Origin of the sequence: Thiomicrorhabdus heinhorstiae (genome assembly GCF_013391765.2) — a bacterium.
In the GTDB taxonomy this organism is placed as follows: domain Bacteria; phylum Pseudomonadota; class Gammaproteobacteria; order Thiomicrospirales; family Thiomicrospiraceae; genus Thiomicrorhabdus; species Thiomicrorhabdus heinhorstiae.
The window spans coordinates 1-18,897 of record NZ_JACBGI020000024.1 but is presented as its reverse complement, the minus strand read 5'-3'; the positions used below and the strand labels follow the sequence as shown (position 1 = coordinate 18,897).

At 48.7% G+C, this 18,897-nt stretch carries 16 protein-coding genes; all 16 read left to right on the top strand.

Going from position 1 to position 18,897, the window contains the following annotated elements:
* Positions 1-13 precede the first annotated feature (13 nt).
* The 16 genes from H8792_RS10035 to H8792_RS09960 all read left to right on the top strand — a co-directional run bounded on the left by H8792_RS10035 (position 14) and on the right by H8792_RS09960 (position 18,584).
* Positions 14-1,114 (top strand): flagellar basal body P-ring protein FlgI, encoded by a 1,101-nt coding sequence (locus H8792_RS10035; protein ID WP_185978825.1) that lies wholly within the window; start codon positions 14-16, stop codon positions 1,112-1,114.
* An 11-nt stretch (positions 1,115-1,125) separates the two neighbouring features.
* Positions 1,126-1,524: a rod-binding protein gene (locus tag H8792_RS10030; protein WP_185978824.1), complete on the top strand. Its 399-nt coding sequence runs from the start codon at positions 1,126-1,128 to the stop codon at positions 1,522-1,524.
* A 34-nt stretch (positions 1,525-1,558) separates the two neighbouring features.
* Entirely contained in the window at positions 1,559-3,412 is a 1,854-nt protein-coding gene (gene flgK, locus H8792_RS10025) for a flagellar hook-associated protein FlgK (protein WP_185978823.1), read from the top strand.
* 4 nt (positions 3,413-3,416) lie between these two features.
* Positions 3,417-4,418 carry a flagellar hook-associated protein FlgL gene (flgL, locus tag H8792_RS10020; RefSeq protein ID WP_185978822.1) on the top strand — a complete coding sequence of 334 codons (1,002 nt, stop codon included), beginning with the start codon at positions 3,417-3,419 and terminating at the stop codon, positions 4,416-4,418.
* 34 nt (positions 4,419-4,452) lie between these two features.
* Positions 4,453-5,772, top strand: coding sequence for a murein transglycosylase domain-containing protein (locus tag H8792_RS10015; protein ID WP_194947661.1), 1,320 nt, complete (start codon positions 4,453-4,455; stop codon positions 5,770-5,772).
* Between the two features lie 152 nt (positions 5,773-5,924).
* Positions 5,925-6,938, top strand: coding sequence for an NAD-dependent 4,6-dehydratase LegB (locus H8792_RS10010; RefSeq protein WP_185978820.1), 1,014 nt, complete (start codon positions 5,925-5,927; stop codon positions 6,936-6,938).
* Positions 6,931-8,088: a LegC family aminotransferase gene (locus H8792_RS10005; RefSeq protein WP_185978819.1), complete on the top strand. Its 1,158-nt coding sequence runs from the start codon at positions 6,931-6,933 to the stop codon at positions 8,086-8,088. Before H8792_RS10010 ends, H8792_RS10005 begins: the two co-directional genes overlap by 8 nt.
* Complete coding sequence (locus tag H8792_RS10000; protein WP_185978818.1) at positions 8,081-8,713, top strand: NeuD/PglB/VioB family sugar acetyltransferase; 633 nt, start codon at positions 8,081-8,083, stop codon at positions 8,711-8,713. The genes H8792_RS10005 and H8792_RS10000 overlap by 8 nt, the downstream gene beginning before the upstream one ends.
* Positions 8,710-9,711, top strand: a complete 1,002-nt coding sequence (gene neuB, locus H8792_RS09995) for an N-acetylneuraminate synthase (RefSeq protein ID WP_185978817.1) — start codon at positions 8,710-8,712, stop codon at positions 9,709-9,711. Before H8792_RS10000 ends, neuB begins: the two co-directional genes overlap by 4 nt.
* Complete coding sequence (gene neuC, locus H8792_RS09990) at positions 9,701-10,885, top strand: UDP-N-acetylglucosamine 2-epimerase (RefSeq protein ID WP_185978816.1); 1,185 nt, start codon at positions 9,701-9,703, stop codon at positions 10,883-10,885. Before neuB ends, neuC begins: the two co-directional genes overlap by 11 nt.
* A 51-nt stretch (positions 10,886-10,936) precedes the next feature.
* Positions 10,937-11,659 (top strand): acylneuraminate cytidylyltransferase family protein, encoded by a 723-nt coding sequence (locus H8792_RS09985; RefSeq protein ID WP_185978815.1) that lies wholly within the window; start codon positions 10,937-10,939, stop codon positions 11,657-11,659.
* 10 nt (positions 11,660-11,669) lie between these two features.
* Positions 11,670-12,707: an N-acetylneuraminate synthase family protein gene (locus tag H8792_RS09980; RefSeq protein WP_185978814.1), complete on the top strand. Its 1,038-nt coding sequence runs from the start codon at positions 11,670-11,672 to the stop codon at positions 12,705-12,707.
* 4 nt (positions 12,708-12,711) lie between these two features.
* Positions 12,712-13,866: a hypothetical protein gene (locus tag H8792_RS09975; protein ID WP_185978813.1), complete on the top strand. Its 1,155-nt coding sequence runs from the start codon at positions 12,712-12,714 to the stop codon at positions 13,864-13,866.
* 63 nt (positions 13,867-13,929) lie between these two features.
* Positions 13,930-14,961, top strand: coding sequence for a phosphotransferase (locus H8792_RS09970; RefSeq protein WP_185978812.1), 1,032 nt, complete (start codon positions 13,930-13,932; stop codon positions 14,959-14,961).
* 14 nt (positions 14,962-14,975) lie between these two features.
* The gene (locus H8792_RS09965; protein WP_185978811.1) at positions 14,976-16,043 is read left to right on the top strand and encodes a nucleotidyltransferase family protein; all 1,068 of its coding nucleotides are present in this window, start codon (positions 14,976-14,978) and stop codon (positions 16,041-16,043) included.
* A 57-nt stretch (positions 16,044-16,100) separates the two neighbouring features.
* Positions 16,101-18,584 carry a motility associated factor glycosyltransferase family protein gene (locus H8792_RS09960; RefSeq protein WP_185978810.1) on the top strand — a complete coding sequence of 828 codons (2,484 nt, stop codon included), beginning with the start codon at positions 16,101-16,103 and terminating at the stop codon, positions 18,582-18,584.
* Positions 18,585-18,897 lie beyond the last annotated feature (313 nt).

The following is an 18,897-nucleotide window of genomic DNA, read 5'->3' as shown; positions in this document are numbered from 1 at the left end:
GACGGAGAAAGCAATGAGTGCAAGAATTTTCGCTATCATTACGGTATTTTTGCTGGTGTTGAGTGGCCAGGCTTATGCCGAGCGCATCAAGGATCTGGCGAATGTCGGCGGTGTCCGCACCAACCAGCTGGTCGGTTATGGGCTGGTGGTTGGCTTGAACGGTTCCGGAGACAAAACACCGTTTGCCGAGCAGAGCCTGCTCAGTATGCTGAATAAATTCGGTATTCATGTACCTTCCGGGGTGAAAACCAAATCGAAAAATATTGCCGCCGTTGCCGTGCATGCTGAATTGCCGGCGTTTGCCAAATCAGGTCAAAAAATTGACGTTACCGTCTCTTCTCTAGGAAATGCTAAAAGTCTTCGCGGCGGAACGCTTCTGTTGACTCCTTTGAAAGGGGTAGACGGCAATGTTTATGCTTTAAGCCAGGGTAACCTGGTTGTCGGCGGGTTGGATGCTTCCGGTGCCGATGGTTCGCGAATTACCATCAACGTGCCGAGCGTCGGACGTATTCCGGACGGCGCGACTGTCGAAAGAACCGTCAATACCGGTTTCGATCTCGGTAATACCATCCGCCTTAATCTGAAAAATGCCGACTTTACTACCGCGACCAATCTGGTCAAAGCGATTAATACCAAGTTGGGTGAGGGAGCTGCCAGCGCTTTGGATGCCGAGACGGTGGAAGTGTTGGCACCACGGCAAAGTAATCAGCGCGTGGCTTTCCTCTCTCTATTGGAAAATATTGATGTTACTCCTGGCGAAGAAGCGGCAAAAATTATCGTCAATTCCCGTACCGGTACGGTGGTCATCGGTCAACACGTTACCGTCAGCCCGGCGGCTGTGACTCATGGTGGCTTAACGGTCAAAATCACCGAAACGGGACAAGTTTCGCAGCCGAACCCTTTGAGTGGCGGAACAACCGCTTTTCAACCGAATTCTTCGGTTGAAGTCGAGCAGGGAGGAAACGGCCGGATGTTTAAATTCCCGGAAGGCGTTTCGTTGAATGACATCGTTCAGGCGGTCAATAAGGTTGGCGCGGCACCGGGTGATTTGGTGGCGATCCTTGAGGCTTTAAAGCAAGCCGGCGCCTTAAAAGCCGAACTGATGATTATCTAGAGATTGTTTGTATGTCTGAGATTAAAGATACTTTGCCTGCTTATACCAATTACACCGACCTGCAAGGATTCGAAGGGTTGAAAAAGCAGGCCAAACAAGATCAGCAACAAGCTTTAAAGCCGGTTGCCCAGCAATTTGAAGCACTGTTTTTACAGCAAATTCTGAAAGAGGCGCGTCAGGTAAAGTTTGATGATGGTTTCTTAAGCGGTGGGCAGAGCGATTTTTATCAGGATTGGTACGACAAACAGCTTGCTCAGGATCTGGCAGCTAAAGGCTCGATTGGTTTGGCCGATAAATTGGTGGAGCAGTTGAGCCCGACTTTGCCACAGGCGCAGACGGAAAAACAGGAAACAGGAACGATGGAGTCGACTCAGAAAGCATTGACTTTACGTTCATTAGGATTACGCTAAGCAGAATAGATCTTAGGATCAACAGGATAGACCCATGGCAGATATGTTAACCATCGGAACCGTTGCGACGAACACTTTTAAAAAGGCGTTGGACGTAACCAGCCATAACGTCGCAAATGTGACGACAGAAGGCTATAGCCGACAAAGAGCGGAGATTAGCAGCAATACTCCGAATGTGGTTGGTTCCGCTTTTCTGGGCGGTGGTTCAACGGTCGACTCCATTACCCGAATTCATGCCGATTATATTCAGTCTCAGCTTAATACCAGCCAGTCTTTGGTTTCGCGCTACGATACTCAATCTCAATTGGCTCAGCAGGTTGAGGGGGTGATTTCCAGTAATGATGAAGGTGTGCAGACCTTTATTCAGCAGTTTTTCGAAGCCGTGCAGACGGTGGCCAATAACCCGACGTCCACTTCCGCGCGCCAGGTTATGCTTGACGAGTCGACCAATCTGGAAAGTCATATCGGCAATCTGTCAACCATTCTGCAGGATACTCATAATCAGGTTAACAGTTATATCGGCGATCTGGTCGGTGAAGTGAATAGCCGTCTGGAATCGATCCAGGCCATTAATCAGCAGGTGCAACGTGCAGAAGCGGTCGGCCAGCAAACGCCGAATGATCTTCTGGATCAGCGTGACCAGGCGATTCTCGAGTTGAGCCAGTACATCGATATTCAGGTCTATAAGCAGGAAGACGGTAGCGTTGATATTCATACGGGGAACGGTCGTTTACCGCTATTAAGCGACAATTCCCTGTCGCGTCTTGAGGTGGGATCCAGTGCCTATGGTGATGAAAACCGTCAGGAAGTGTATATGACCTTAAACGGCCAGCGTCAGTCGGTCAGTGATCGCATCAGTGGTGGTGAACTTGGCGGTGTTCTTGATTTCAGAAGCAATATGCTTGATCAAGCGGAAAACGATCTTGGTCTGATGTTAAATGGTTTAGCGGCGGCGACCAACTGGCAGCATTATCAGGGTTACGATGCAAATGGTGATGCGGGCGGCAATTACTTTACGCCACTGAGTATGAGTGCGTTGGATAATGCCGCGAACCAGGGGACGGCTTCCGGTTCGCAGATTTCGGTAAGTTTTAATCCGAATGCCGGCGTATCCGAACCACCGTATGATGGTGTGGGTATTAATGGCCAGCCGGCAACTTACGGTGATAAACAGACTTATTTCGAGAATGCGCTGGATCAGATCAGCCAATTGGAAGCGAAAGAGTACGAGCTGCGTTACAACTCGGCAACCGATTCATTCGACTTTTTCGACTATAAAACCAGTGCTCCGATTGTCGATTCTTCCGGAAATCCGGTTTCAGTCGCGCGCGGTAGCAGCGCGAATGTTGATGGTTTTAATTTTGATTTTACGTCCGTCACAGCGGCGCCGGCTGAAAATGACCGATTTCTGGTCCAGCCACATAAGCAGATGTTGAGTGATTTCGCTTTGGAAATTGATGATCCTGATTTGATCGCTGCGCGAGGACAAAGTCCGGTAGACAGCAACTCGGACGGTTCTTTAGATGATGAAGTGCCGGCAGCGGCAGGGGATGGTGATAATGTGAATATCGCCAATCTGGCCGGTTTACAGTCAAGAAATTTGTTACTGGCCGATAATAATGGACAAGCTTCGGAAACCTTACTGGGCGCTTACTCTTTGATGACGACGAATGTTGGTACCTATGTGCGTAGTTCCGATATTCAGCTTAGTGCGCAAAACAGCGTTTACTCCCAATTGAGCGAGCAGCGAGAATCAATTTCGGGAGTCAATCTGGATGAGGAAGCAGCAAATTTATTGCGCTTTCAGCAGGCTTACGAGGCTGCTGCACAAATTATTTCGACTTCGCAATCACTGTTCCAGACATTACTGGGCGTGGTAAGAGGATAAGGTTATGAGAGTTTCGACTAATCAATTTAACAGCCAGAGTATCAGTTCGATTCAGAAACATCAGGAAGATATTTTGAAGCTGCAGCTACAGTTGAGTACCGGAAAACGTGTCAATGCTGCCAGTGACGACCCGGTTGCGGCCTCGCAAATTCACTCGTTGAAAAATACTATGTCGATGATCGATCAGTTTGCGACCAACGGCACTTATGCTCAGACTCAGCTATCTCAGGAAGAGACTGCGATTAGCGACATTACTTCCTCTTTACAGCGGGCGCGGGTATTAGCTGTGCAAATGTCGAGTGATACCTACAATGCCGATAATCGTAAAGCCGCTGCGGAAGAAGTCGGCCAGTTGATCGATCAGGTTAAAAGCATGATGAATTACACGACTGCCGATGGAGAAAAAATATTTGCCGGTAGCAGCGTCAATGCCGATTCGGTTTTTGTCGAGGATCCGACCAATCCCGGATATTACGCCTATATTGGCAGCGATAATTTAATCGGGGAGCCGGAATACGATCCTCAAGCTAATTTCGGAGCGCGTTTCGTACAGATCGGATTCGACAACGATAACCAGGTTTCTCCCGACGATAGCGGTGATTCCAGTCGAGTTCGCACTACCGATAACGGAGCTAAAGTGTTTGCAGTTGAGGGTAATTCTTTACCAGCAGGCGTCGACAAAAATATCCTTAATACATTGGTTGAGTTCAAGAATCAATTGGAAGCCGGTACGGCGCCAAGTGACGGAATTATCCAAGACATTGATTCATCTATTCAGCAACAGTCCGTTGTACTTGCTGAAGTCGGTGGGCGTCAGAATCGAATTGAATCGCAATACAATGCCGGAGAATCTTTTAAATTGAGTCTGGAAGAACGTCGTCAGAATCTTGAAGACATGGACGCCGTCCAGGGGATTACCGATTTGACTCAAAGTCAAAATGCGCTTCAGATCGCGCAACAAATTTATACTCGGGTACAGAGTTTAAGCTTGTTTAATTACTTGTAATGACAAGGAATTAAATCAGGATGCGGAGCGGTAGATGGGAAGTCTCAGCCTGAAAAATGTTTCTGTTATCTCAGTGCTGCTTCTCTGTGCAGGCGTTTTCTCGCTAAGTGACTGGCTGGCGCAAAGCCCGCAAATCTTAAATTCAATCTCTTCATCTCGGGCAAGTGCAATGTCGCTACCGTTTGTCAGCGGACAAACTGCAATGGTTTCTACTGACAGGGTTCAAGCGCCTCCAGTCGGATATAAAGAACAAGCCCCCGAGTTGAATATCAACGCCTCGGTTAATCTGGCATCCTCGCCGAAAATGACTTTACCTTCCCAGATCGAACAACAAAAGATCGCCGTTTCCGAAGCTGTCGTGATCAACCCTAACCCCTCTGCTCCTGTACAAAAATCTGCAATACCTCTGAACCCCTCGCGGGAAGAGAACGCCCAATCAGGAAAACCGCAAGCTTTCGTTAAGTGGCGGCAGGACAGTGCGAAAAGAGGTGATCAGCAAAATTATCTTGAAATCGGCTTGCCGAATACCTTGGCTACGCACGGAAATTTCTTACGGGCGGTTAGCCGGGTTTTATTAAGTAATCAAGCGCCGGATAATGTCTTGCCACTGACCCGTGAGCCTCTGGATCTGGCTGCCGAACCGTTTTTACTGGGATGGGTCAGAGATGCGACGGGCCAGGAAATTCGTTATCCGGCACAGGCCAGTGCCTATGCCCGTCATCTATTGGAAAGTTCGCCGCCGAAATTTGGGCCCCTGGGTCAGTATCAGATATTGAAAGTTCCTCTGGATATGACGGAGTTGCCTCATCGGGCACGTCCTTATCGCCAATGGGTTCAGCGCTTTTCAGATGAGTTTTCCATACCGCAAGCGTTGATCTATGCGGTTATGGAAGTTGAAAGCGGTTTTAATTCTCGGGCTGTCAGCCGCAGCAATGCACTTGGTTTAATGCAAATTAAGGCAGATGCCGCAGGTCGCGACGTTTATCAGCTGGTAGATCACCGTTCGGGTAAACCGAGCCATGGAGAACTCTTCAATCCGCAAGCCAATATTCGTATGGGAACTGCCTACTTGAGCCTGCTGCAAAATCACTATTTAAAGCAGATCAATAATCTGGAGGCGCGAGAGCTGGTGGCCATCGCCGCATACAACGGTGGGCTTTCTTCTGCCTTGTCTCTGTTTGGCGTCGGCGAAGATGCGGCGATAGAACAGTTAAATCGCCTTTCTTTGCGACAAATCTATCAGAAACTGCGGTTCTATCATCCGGCTGAAGAGACACGGGGTTATATTCATAAAGTTCTGCAGGCGAAAAACCGTTATCAACGCTGGCTCGGTAAAGATCAAATTCGTGTGTGATGATTTTTTCAAGCCGCTTTCTCGACCTTCTTTCATAAAAAACCAACAATTTACGACAAAAATTTAAGTTCGACTCTTGCAGCTGTGCGAGCTTTAACGTACCTTATGGAATGCATGCAGCGTCTTGAAAAAATCTGCCTTCGGGAGCATCCATGAATCAAAATAATTATCGGGATTTTTGGCAGGGCAAAAAAGTCTTGGTGACCGGAGCCGATGGTTTTATCGGCTCGCATCTGGTTGAGTTGCTTGCCGCTGCAGGTGCAGAAGTTCGCGCTTTGGTGTTGTATAACTCCTTCAACAGCTGGGGATGGCTCGATCAGTCGCCTTGGGCCGAGCAGATCGAAGTTTTGCCCGGCGATATTCGCGATCCTTTTCTATGCCGTCAGGCAACTCGCGATTGCCACACCGTATTTCATCTCGCCGCTCTGATCGCTATTCCGTACTCCTACGCTGCGCCCGCATCCTACGTCGAAACCAATGTGCAGGGAACTTTGAATATCGCCCAAGCCTGTCTCGATAACGGCGTTGAGCGGCTAATGCATACTTCTACTTCTGAAGTGTACGGCACGGCGCAATATGTGCCGATCGACGAAAAACATCCGCTGCAACCACAATCCCCGTATAGCGCTAGTAAAATTGGTGCCGATTCGATGGCGATGAGCTATTACAATGCCTTCGAATTACCGGTGTGCATTGCCCGTCCATTCAACACCTATGGTCCGCGTCAATCGGCCAGAGCGGTCATCCCGACGATCATTACCCAGATTGCTCAGGGGATGAAACAGATTCAACTCGGTGATACTTCGCCGACCAGAGATTTCAACTATGTGCTTGATACCTGTCGGGGCATGATGACTATTGCCGCTTCACAGGCAACGGTGGGGCAGACCGTGAACATCGGTTCGAATTTCGAAATTTCGGTGCAGGATACGCTCGAATTGATTAAAGAATTAATGGGCAGCGATGTTGAGTTTGTGCAAGATGCGCAAAGGCTCAGACCGAAAGACTCCGAGGTTTTTCGCTTGTGGTGCGACAATCGTCTGATCCGTGAACTGACCGATTTCGAACCCGAATACGATCTGCGCCAGGGCTTGCAGCACACGATCGATTGGTTTACCGATCCGGACAACCTTCGGAGATACAAGGCGGGACAATATAATGTCTAATAAGGTTTACGACGAATTAATCGCGTTTATTCGCGAGCATTACCAAAGCAAGGAAGCTATCCCGCTGCATGCGCCTTGTCTCGGGCAGACGGAAAAGAAAATGCTGATTGATTGCATTGATTCGACGTTTGTTTCATCGGTCGGGAAATATGTCGATCAACTGGAAAATCAGATTGCCGCCTACTGTGGAGTCAAGCATGCCATCGCGGTGACCAACGGTACGCTGGGCCTGTATTTGGGACTGCGCCTGTTGGGCGTTCAACCGGGCGATTTGGTTTTAACTCAGTCTTTAACCTTTGTTGCAACCCTGAATGCAGTCAAAATGCATCATGCAGATCCCTATCTGTTGGATGTGGATGAAAATAATTTAGGCTTGTCGGCGCAAAAATTAGCGCACTTTCTGGAAAACGAAACCCGGATCGAGGACGGCGAATGCATTCATATTTCCAGCGGGAAAATCATCCGTGTCTGTATGCCGATGCATACGCTTGGCTTCCCGGCGGAGATAGACCGTATCTGCAAACTTTGCCGCCAGTACGGAATTGCTGTTCTGGAAGATGCCGCAGAAGCTTTGGGAAGTCGATACTATGAGCGCCATTTGGGTTCTTTCGGCGATATCGGTGTGCTCAGTTTTAACGGAAATAAAGTGATCACCACCGGTGGGGGCGGAATGTTGCTGACCGACTCGGATGAACTGGCGTATGAAGCCAAGCATTTGAGTACCACGGCAAAAATGCCGCATGCGTGGTTATTCGAGCACGATGAAGCGGCTTATAATCTACGAATGCCGAACTTGAACGCTGCGCTCGGGTTGGCGCAGTTGGCCAAGCTGGCGGACTTCTTAAAAGAGAAACGCTTACTTGCTTCCGAATATCAGCACCTGTGTGCCAGTTTCGAAGAATTCGATTGCTTGCCTGCTCCGCAGAACAGTCAGCCAAACTTCTGGCTGAATGCCCTGCGCTTCCCATCCAAGGCTGAACGCGACGAATTTCTTGAATATACCAATAAACGCTCTATTCAGACACGGCCCTTATGGACGCCGATGCATCTTTTGAAACCTTACCAATCGACCTTGCGCGACCATTTGCCGGTTACCGAACAGCTGGCTGAACAGATCGTCAACCTGCCAAGTGGAGTACGCTGTGTCTGAGACGAAGCTGCCTCTGTTACTGATCGGCGGCGGAGGTCATTGCCGCAGCTGTATCGATGTAATAGAAACGGAAGGGCGTTTTCGGATAGTCGGCATTGTTGAAGCAAATGGTGCAGCTATTACCGATTCAACCGGTTATCCAGTTGTCGGGTATGATGCCGATCTTCCGCAACTACTTGAACAGACGCCACACTGCCTTATCACCGTCGGTCATGTCAAAAGCGCGGGCATCCGCCGCAGGCTTCAGCAGAGACTGGATGGATTGGGCGCCATTTTCCCGGCGATTGTTTCCCCTTATGCGTATGTCTCACCAACAGCGCAAATCGGTGCTGGGTGCATTGTAATGCATCACGCTTTAGTTAACGCTTATGCCCGGATCGGCGAACACTGCATTATCAACTCCAAAGTCTTAGTTGAGCACGATAGTCGGATTGAACAGCATGTCCACCTGGCAACCGGTTCGATTATTAACGGTAACGTCGAAGTCGGTGCCGGTTGTTTGATCGGTAGCGGGGCGGTGGTCAAACAGGGGTGTCGAATCGCAGCAGGAGCAATCGTAGGGGCCGGAGCCCTGATTCTCAATTCGCTGTCGCAGGCCGAAACCTACACGGGGGTGTGCAAATGAGGGTGTTTATCATTGCCGAAGCCGGTGTCAATCATAACGGCGATTTTCAACAAGCTCTGGCACTGGTGGATGCCGCAGTCGAAGCGGGTGCCGACGCAGTCAAATTTCAGACGTTCGATACCGACGAACTGGTAACCGAAACCGCCAAGCAAGCCGATTATCAGCGTGAAAACAGCGGTTTGGCAGAAAGCCAGTATGCGATGCTTAAACGACTTGAATTACCGGCAAAAGCGCATGTCGAATTAATGGATTACTGTCGTCAAAAAGGCATTGAGTTTATGTCGACACCTTTTGATGATAGCAGTATTGATCTGTTGCACAATCTGGGAATGCGCCGCTGGAAGATTCCGTCCGGTGAATTGCTGTCCGTGCCTTACCTGCGGCATATTGCGCGCTTCAATCAGGCCACGATTCTTTCTACCGGCATGGGCGATCTGGAAGAGGTCGCTTTTGCGGTCCATACGCTTCTTGAAGGCGGTTTGGATAAAAGTAATTTAACCATTTTGCACGCTAATACCGCCTATCCGACCCCTTATAAGGATGTCAACCTTAAAGCGATGTTGACGTTGAAAGAGACGTTTGAGGTTAAAGTCGGCCTGTCCGATCACAGTTTGGGGATAGAAGTTCCGATTGCCGCAGCGGCGATGGGTGCAAAAATTATTGAAAAGCACTTTACTCTGGATCGAAGTATGCAGGGGCCGGATCATGCTGCCAGCCTCGAACCGCTGGAACTGAAGCAGATGGTCGCTGCAATCCGTCATATCGAGCAGGCGTTGGGCTCCGGAGAAAAAATTCTCACCGACTCAGAGGCTGAGAATCTCATGGTGGCGCGCAAGCGAATCGTTGCCCGGCGCAAAATAGAGAAGGGCGAAGTTTTCAGTCCGGCTAATTTGACATTGAAACGCAATAATTACGGGCGTTTTGCCCGAGAATGGGATCGGGTCGTCGGCAGTTATGTCGAGAGGGATTATGCTGAGGGAGAGGCGATTGAATCCTAAAAAAATCTGTGTGGTCACCGGTACACGGGCGGAATACGGCTTGTTGTATCAGACTTTGCGCGAACTTCAAGCCCACCCCAATGCCGAATTACAGCTGGTGGTTTGTGCTGCGCATTTAAGCGAGCAGTTCGGTATGACAGTACAGCAGATTGAAACCGACGGTTTTGAAATCTCGGCCCGGGTGGAAACTCTGAATACGCTGGATGATCAGGACCCACAAAAACAGGTTGCTCTGTCGGTTGCTCGCGGTATTGGAAGTTTTGCCGAGGCATTTCGCAGACTGCAACCGGATGTAATACTGCTTCTTGGCGACCGTTACGAGATTTTTGCTGCAGCGCAGACTGCGCTGTTTTTGCACTATCCGCTGGCGCATATTCACGGCGGTGAAGTTACTTCGGGGGCGATCGATGACGCCTTGCGACATGCGATTACCAAGATGGCGCATCTGCACTTTGTTGCCGCCGAGCCTTATCGAAAAAGAGTCATTCAGTTGGGTGAGCTTCCCGAGCGTGTTTTCAATGTCGGCGCACCCGGTCTGGATCTGATTTCAAGGATCGATTACCGGAATCGCCAGCAGTTAAGCAATGATCTGCAACTTGATCTCGGCGATGAGAAAACACCGATTTTTCTGGTGACCTACCATCCGGTCACCTGGGGAGAATCCAGCGGAATCGAAGCGGTTCACAATCTGTTTGCTGCGCTGGAGGCTTTTCCTCAAGCGAGGATTATCTGGACCGGTTCGAATGCCGATGCGCATGGCGCGCAGCTGCAAACGTTGATTAATTATTGGGCATCAGCAACCGACCTTCACGTCAAAACGGTCAGTTCGCTTGGTTCGCAAAGGTATTTGAGTTTAATGAAAGTCGCTACCCTGGTGTTGGGCAACTCCTCAAGCGGCATTATCGAAGCCCCTGCGATGGGCACGGCGACAGTCAATATCGGATCACGGCAGGACGGACGTTTAAAGGCGCCTTCGGTGATCGATTGCTCCGAAAGCCCGAAAGCCATTACCGAAGCGATCACTCTGGCCATGGGCGACGCGCATCAGGCTGTGAGCAAAACCCGCCCGAGTTTGTATGGGCAGGGTGACAGCGCGCACCTAATCGTCGAAACTTTATTGAGCGCCGACCTAAAAAAACTGACCAACAAGCCGTTTTATGATTTAGTGGAGTAATGTTTTCCACTGTTCGACGTGCCGAGTTGTTTACAGAGTGTTTTAACCTGAATGAAAAATAATACCATCGCTTTTATTCCCGCCCGTGGCGGCTCCAAACGCTTTCCGAGAAAAAACGTGGCTTTGCTGAATGACAAACCGCTTATTGCCTGGACCATCGAGTCGGCGATTGAATCGGGCGCCTTCGAAAAAATCGTCGTTTCCAGTGATGACCTGGAAATTCTCGAAGCGGCCGAAAAGTACGGTAGGGATAAAATCGTACTGCATCAGAGAAGTGAGGCGTTTTCCGGGGATACGGTAACGGCTCCGGAAGTGCTGGGACATCTTTTGAGAGAACTTGCCGCTCAGGGAGAAGAGTATCAGCGCTGCTGCTTATTGCTGCCGACCTGTCCTTTTCGCTCCGCCGAAGACATTGTCAAAGCGCAGGCTCTGTTAAACGCACAGGTCGATTCGGTCATTTCCATGAAACCGAGCCCGGTGGTCGCGGATTTTATTTTTCAGGAAGGGAACGATGGTGTTGCACACCCTTTACTTGAAGATACGCGCGTGATTCAGGGCAAAACCCGAAGTCAGGATTATCCGGATATGTATTACCCGAACGGGGCGATTTATCTTGCTTGGACGGAGACTTTCCTTAAAGAAAACCGTTTTTACAGCCGTAATTTCAAAATCTTGCCTATGCCGGAGTTCCGCTCGGTTGACATCGATATAGAAGAAGATCTTATCTATGCCCACGCTATTTACGAACACTTTTTAAAAACGCCGCAGGCTTGAAGGGGACGGAATGTTTAAATTCAGCGACTATTTAGGTGATACCGCACCAAGCCCTATCTTTTTGCCTGAGGTTGGAACTTTTTTTAATCAGGATAAGCAGTTAGCGCATGAATTAATCGATCGGCTGATCGGTTACGGGGTTGAATGCCTCAAGGGCGAAATTCTGCATTCTGCCGATCTGGCTTTGGATATCGAGTTTGAAACCGCCTATTACGATAAGTCATCCAAAACCTATAAAAAAGAGAATTACCGGCAACTGATCGAACGCAAGATTATGTCATTCGAGCAGTATGAAAATCTGTTTTCCTATCCCAGAGAAAAAGGGATTCAACTGGTTTTTTCGGTCTATGATTTGGATGGAGCGGACTTTGCGATTTCGATCGGGGCCAAGGCTTTGAAAGTCGCTTCCTCGAATCTGGTGCACCAGCCTTTAATTGAATATCTGGCGCAAAAGGGCATTCCGACGATTATCGATACCGGAAAAGCGCATTTTTTCGAAATCGCCCGTGCGGTAGAGTGGTACCGCAATGCTGGTGGTAAGGATCTGCTGTTGGAACACAGTCCTTTGGCGCCGCCGGCTCCTGCGAGCGAACAATATCTATCGATGCTACCGATTTTACGCGACACCTTTCACTGTCCTGTCGGTCTATCCGATCATTACGACGGTAACGATATGTTGCTGGCATCGGTTCCTTTAGGCGCTGCTATTCTCGAGAAAGGCGTGATTCTTCCGTCGATGCAGGGCGAACAGGATTCGGCGCACGCCATGTTGATCGATGAAGTCCCGCAGGTAATGCACCAGATTCAGGTGCTTTATGAGGCGTGTCATAGAGGAATGCGCCCGCCTCCGAGTGCGACCCATGCCGCCAGAATGGGACTGGTCGCCAAGCAGATTCTGCAGGAAGGAGACGTTATTTCTCTGGATACGGCCACTTTCGCCTGGCCGGCACTCGGTATTCCGGTTGAACTCTGGTCGCAAGTTGTCGGAAAGAGAGTGGGTAAAAAGATTGCCGCTCGGCAACCCATCACGCTTGGTTGTTTGGATTAATGGAGTGAGTCCATTAAAACGCATCCTGGTTTCAGCACGCGATCCGGCAAGTCTGCAGGCGGTTCAGCAGTTGCTGCCGGCATTGGCCCAACAATATTCGGTTAGGCTCTGGCTACAATCTCCGGCCTTTGATATCTGGTGCGAGGGGGAGTTTCAAGTCGAAGGCATCGAAGTCGAGCAGGTTACCTTAAAAGATTGGAGCGACGGCATTTCGAAAGAACGCTGGCTGAAAGAATCCGCTTTGAGGGACAAGCTGCAAGCCTGCTCTCCTGATTTGGTATTGACCGGCGTTTCCGGGCCGGGAGTGGGTGTGGATGAGGCTCTGCTTCTTTTCTCACGGGAACTCGGTATTGCGAGTCTGGCGTTGCAAACTTTCTGGGGAGGTTTTAATAGTGAATTGGATGCTTTGCCGGATTATGCTTTGGTAATTGACGATGGAGCGGTGCAAATGAATGCGGCCACCTATCCCGAGATTACCTGCTTTGCTGTAGGCTCATTACGGCACGCTCCGTATCAGTCTCTGGATGTCGAGGCGCGCAGAGCGGAACTTAGAAACGATTTTCCGATATGCAACAAGACACTTGTTTTATGGCTTGGACAACCGCTGTGGCAGGTTGAAGGTTATCTAAAAACCCAGCAGGTATTTGCGGATTTTCTGCACCGTAAAATAGAAGAAACTTCCGAGTCGTATTATCTGCTTTACCGCGCGCATCCTAAGGAAGATTCCGAGCAGGTCGCTGTAGTTCACCAGCTTCTGCAGGACTCCATACCCGGTTGTTGGCAAGATGTCAGTAAGCACTCGTTTGTTGATTGCCTGCTGTTAGCGGATATGGTGGTCAGTTGTTTTTCGAGCGGCGGTTTCGATAATGTCTGCTTAAACGAAAAAACCACGCAGCCTTTTTCAAGCACTCTGTATCTGTTTTTTGACCCGACGATTCGCGAGTGGTTTCATCGTTATTCCCATCTTGAAGAAATTCCGGTGGTTTCCGAAGAGTTTGCACTTGCCGTAACCTCGAAAGAACAGTTTGCAGATCGTTTTGCCGAAGCGATGGATGACAGTGTCCGTTTGACATTGGGACACAACGCAAAACTGCATCTGCCGCCGGCCGATTATGCGGTTGAAAAGTCAATGGAAGTCATATGCCGTTTAATGACTTAGAACCGATTATGTCGCAAATTATCCTGGTAAATTCTGAATTACCGGTGATGCTGGAGATTTGTTATGCATAAGACTCCGGCGTTTCTCGATCACCGCCACGGCCCGGACGGATTTCAAAGTTTGACGGTAAGCGAACAGAATCGCTTGGGCAAAATCCTGTCTATCGAAGCCGGCGTATTTGAAGTTCTACCGAGCAGCTACCACTTCCCAGAGGGATTTTTTCGTTATCGAAAAGACCTGAGCCAAGACTGGAGCGATTTTTATAAAGTGCTTCCGGCGAAGGTGCTGCCTTTGGAAAAGCACTCGGCACGTTTTGAAAAGCAGCTATTGCAACAAGGTGTTCTGTCGCGGCAAATGGATGTCTCGCAACAGGGAGATTTCTGCATTTGTCATCTGCCTTATATGCAGTTGCAGCCGTTTGCTGCGGATAGTGAGTCATCGCGGAAGCTGGGTAACTATTTGGCTGAGGTGCACGACTGTTTGCAAACGAGTCTGTCGGTTGCCGATGTGGAAGAGATCAAACATAGCTGGCTTAAGCGTTTAGCGAGTTTTCAAACCTGCTGGCAGAGTTTTCGTGATCGAAGTGTGTCGGCTCGCAACGGTTTTTTAGGGGTAGAAGCTGGTGTTCCTTGTCTGACCGAGTCGTTTATTCATGAATTTGAAATGCATCTGGAACTGTTGAATTTTCCGTTATCCGACGCTCAGGTCGTACATGGCGACCTGAACCCGGGTAATGTATTACAGCGGACTGAGGACAAGGCTCCGATCATTATTGATTTTGAAAACAGCCATTACAGTTTTTTGCCGAGAGTGATGGATGTCGGCATGCTGATTCACCGGGTCTTTTGGATTCAAAGAGACGGCAACCCGAATGTGCTTGATGCGTGTCGCGAATTTTTGCAGGCATATGGGGCTTTCTCTTTGCCTATGTCCCTTTCGGACGCCATGATTGCTTGTTGCCTCCGTTCGCAGTGTGTTTTAATTGAACGGTTCCAGCTCTACGGTGTCTGGTATGACTCGGAATGGAAAAAGTTTATTAATCTGATTGAACAAGTTAAGTGCCATGCCGATACCTTTGATAAGTTGGTCGAATAGGGCAGTGTGAAAAGATGAAGCTTTACCCGGATTTTAAAAATATTACGCTTTACGAAGATGCTTCGATTCGAGATGCCATGGCTCTGCTGGATCGGTATGCGATGCAAATCGTTCTGGTGACGAATGAAGAGGGCGTGCTCAAGGGAGTCATTACCGACGGGGATATCCGTCGTGCTCTTCTGGCAGGGTGTACTTTGGCTTCGTCGGTCAGAGAGGCAATGAATTCATCCCCTAAAACCGGTTCCAGCCACATGAACTTAGCCGGTTGGCGACAAGTAATGAAAAGCGCGCAATGCCGCCATTTACCGGTAATCGACGACGAAGGGAAACTGGTTGAGCTCGTTTACGACAAAAACACGCCGATTGTCCGCCAGACGAGTTCGGTGGTACTGATGCTTGGCGGACTGGGTACACGTCTGCGTCCTTTAACTGAAGATACTCCCAAGCCGCTTCTGGAAATCGGCGGTAAGCCGATTCTGGAAACCATTCTGGAGCGTTTTTCCGAACAGGGATTCAATCACTTCTACTTCTGTATCAACTACCTCGGTGACCAAATCAAAGATTACTTCGGCAACGGTGAAAACTGGGGTGTTCACATCGAATATATTCGCGAAGAGCAGCGTCTGGGAACTGCCGGAGCACTGAGTTTGATCAATCGCCAAGTCGATGAAGATTTGATTGTTATGAACGGTGACCTGCTGACCAAGGTCGATTTTGTCTCTCTTTTGAAAATGCATCGCCAGCATAGTAACGACGTGACGGTTTGTGTCCGCGAGTATACCCAACAGATACCTTACGGAGTAGTTGAGGTCGATAACGAATCGGTACAGAAAATCGTCGAAAAGCCGGTGTACCGCTACTTTTTGAATGCCGGGATTTATGTGCTGACGCCGTCACTCTTGTCGATGATCCCTTACAACCAGTTTTACGATATGCCGACATTGCTGGACGAATTACTCGCCAAGGATTCCGGAAAAGTGGGAGCTTTCCCCATTACCGAATACTGGAAAGATATCGGACATTTCCCGGATTTCGAGCAGGCTCAGGTCGATTACGAGCTGCATTTTACGCCGCTCAAGTAGATCGGGTGCTGTTCCGGAGTAGTGGGACGTTTTTTACGAAAAAGGATAATCAGTTTGATGAGTTCAAGATTTGGTGCTTTAGAAACGAATGCGTTTGGTGAAAAATTCTTCCCGGAGATTAACGGTCGTTGGTTTGTAAAGCAGTCTTCGGAAGTCTTGTATCATCGTTACTATCCCGAACTTTTACAGGAAGAAGACCATCTGTTCATTATCATTGGTTCGGATTCCGGACTTCTGTATCGCTTTCTGCAAACGCACACTTCTTTACCCAAACACACCCACTACCTTCTGATCGATTTCGACGAAGCGACGTCTCATCTGGATATCGCCGAAAAACAGCGGGATTCTTTTGCGGATTCGGAAAAATTACCCCAGGTTTTGCTGGTTTCAGATCAGTTTAATCTCGCGAATGTCGGCTCTTATTTCATGTCGTATCTGGTGCGTAACAAGATCACACTGTTACGCTCGTTTGCAGCGGAAGACGCCGAACCCGGCAGCGAATACGGCCAGCTGCGCAAAAAATTCGAAGAAGCTTACACCCAGTTAATCCATCAAGAATTAATCGCTTTGAATTCACGACCGTTTGTTGATGCCCAGTTAATGAATCTGGCCGATAACCTCAATCCATTCGGGCAGATGAAAAACCGCCTTGAAGGTTCGGTTGCGCTGGTGCTTGGCGGGGGGCCGACACTGGATTCCGCCATTGAATGGATCAAGAGCAATCAGCAACGAGTAGTCATTTTTTCTGCAGCGCGCATAGCGCGTCGGCTTATTAAAGAAGGGATTGACCCGGATATTTTCGTTTCCGTCGACCCGCATGATGTCAGTTTCGATAACTCCAAGGGCATTTTCTCTTTCTGGAATAAGAGCCTGCTGGTGCACAGTTATCATATCAATCCGAAAATTCTTGCCCAGTGGTCGGGTGTCAGTGCTTATTTGGGCAAGGCGATGCCGTGGGCAAACGATGAAGCAGCGAATTTTGACGCGCCGGGTCCGAATGTCATTAATACGGCGACTCACATCGCTTTCGAACTGGGGTGCTCGACGATTATCTTTAGCGGTGTCGATATGTGTTTTGCCGGTAAGCAGGCTTTTGAATCCGGTTCCGACGAAGCCAAAGCAGGCGGTAAATTCGTGTTTAAAGAAGTTCTGTCGGTCGAAAATAATGCCGGAGAACAGGCGCAGACCCAGCCAAGATATGCCTTGGGAAGAGATATGCTGGAAATGCAGGTAAACAACTATCTGCAACAGAAACCGGCGATGCAATTTTTAACTCTGGGCCGTGAGTCCGCCAAGATGGCCAGGGTCACCTATGTCAGCCCTCAAGAATTGCAATTGCAGGGGAATGCGATCCAGTTTGAAATCGAAACGATGATCGATGCTTTGCGTCTGGATGGGAAACAGCGCCAATCCAGAGTTCAATCGGTTATCGGGCAATTGAAAAAACAGATTAAACGTTTCCACAGTCTGCATTCCGATGCCGAAGCGGTTTTGGCTTTGATTCCCAAGATGTATGATCGTTTTGGTCAGGAAGATTCCAAGGTTCTCAAGAAATTTTTTACGCTTAAAAAGTCCGTGGATAAAGCGATCGGCGAAGATGGCGATATGCTGTTTCACTACGAAAACAAACCTTTTTCGGCAAATTTCAAGTCAATCGAAGATGAATCCGCCATGTCGCAGAATGAGATCCAGGATCAGCTGCAAAGTTTTTATTCCGGTGTGAAAGCGGCGAGTTCGGCTTTTCATAAATCGTTATTGAAAGCGGTCGAAATGGCTGAGTTGAGGTTAAGTGAATTAAAAGGGCATGATCTTAAATTCTGCATCGCCAAATGGCAAGAACTGGAACAGCCTGGCCGCGCTTTGCTATGGCTGAATTGGCATCCGCTAGATCGCGAGAATGAGAATGGACCTTTGTTAGATCAGTGTGTTGCCGATTTCATGCAGCTGATTGAAAATACGCAAACCAAAAAACTTGCCGAATTAGAACAGACCAGTCAAAGCCTGCCCAGCCTGTTTAACCGGGCCTTGAAGGCGTTTGAAAACAGGGATGGTATTGAAGTAGAAGATATTATTCAGCATCTTCAGCAAATGGAAGACAAACAAGGATTACAGGACCTTATTCATTTCTGTTTCGGTTTGAAGCAGGAGCTGCAGGCAAATTGGCAGGATGCATTACACGAATATTTGAAGATCGAATTCGCCTCGATTCGCCACCCGTCCTTAAAGCGGGCGCTGAATGTCAGTATGCAGTTGCAGGATAACCAGCTCTCTTTACAGCTGCTGGAACAGTTGTGTCATTACTCGCTGGATTATATGCTGCCTTATGCCAATCTTCTGGATCTTTTGGGGCAGAAAGAGTTTTCTGCGGAAGTCTTAAATATGTACCTGCAGCAGAAACCTGAAAACGATTCGGTGCGGGTTCAACTGGCGCAAAAATTGATGGAATTACAGCATGTCGATTTGGCGCGCCAGCATCTTCAGCAGGTAGTGGATCGTCATCCCGAGCACAAAACGGCACTGCATTTACTCTCCCAACTATAGAATTTATCCCCCTCTTGTCCATAAAAACGGCCTCTTTTTAGAGGCCGTTTGCATTTTTTGTTCGTGAAAAAGGCCGTAAATACGCCATTCCACATTTTTTCACTCTGAAAAACGTAATTTTTTTCTCAAGCTTCTGGACATGTGCCGTTAAATAAATTGAAGGCGGGAGACACTGCCTCATAAATAAAAAACTTTAAAAACAAATACATACACAAACACAAGCGTGAATATATCACAAGGGAGAAAGATCATGTCAATGGTGATTAATACAAATATGGGTTCACTAAACGCAGTACGTTTATTGGATCAGTCC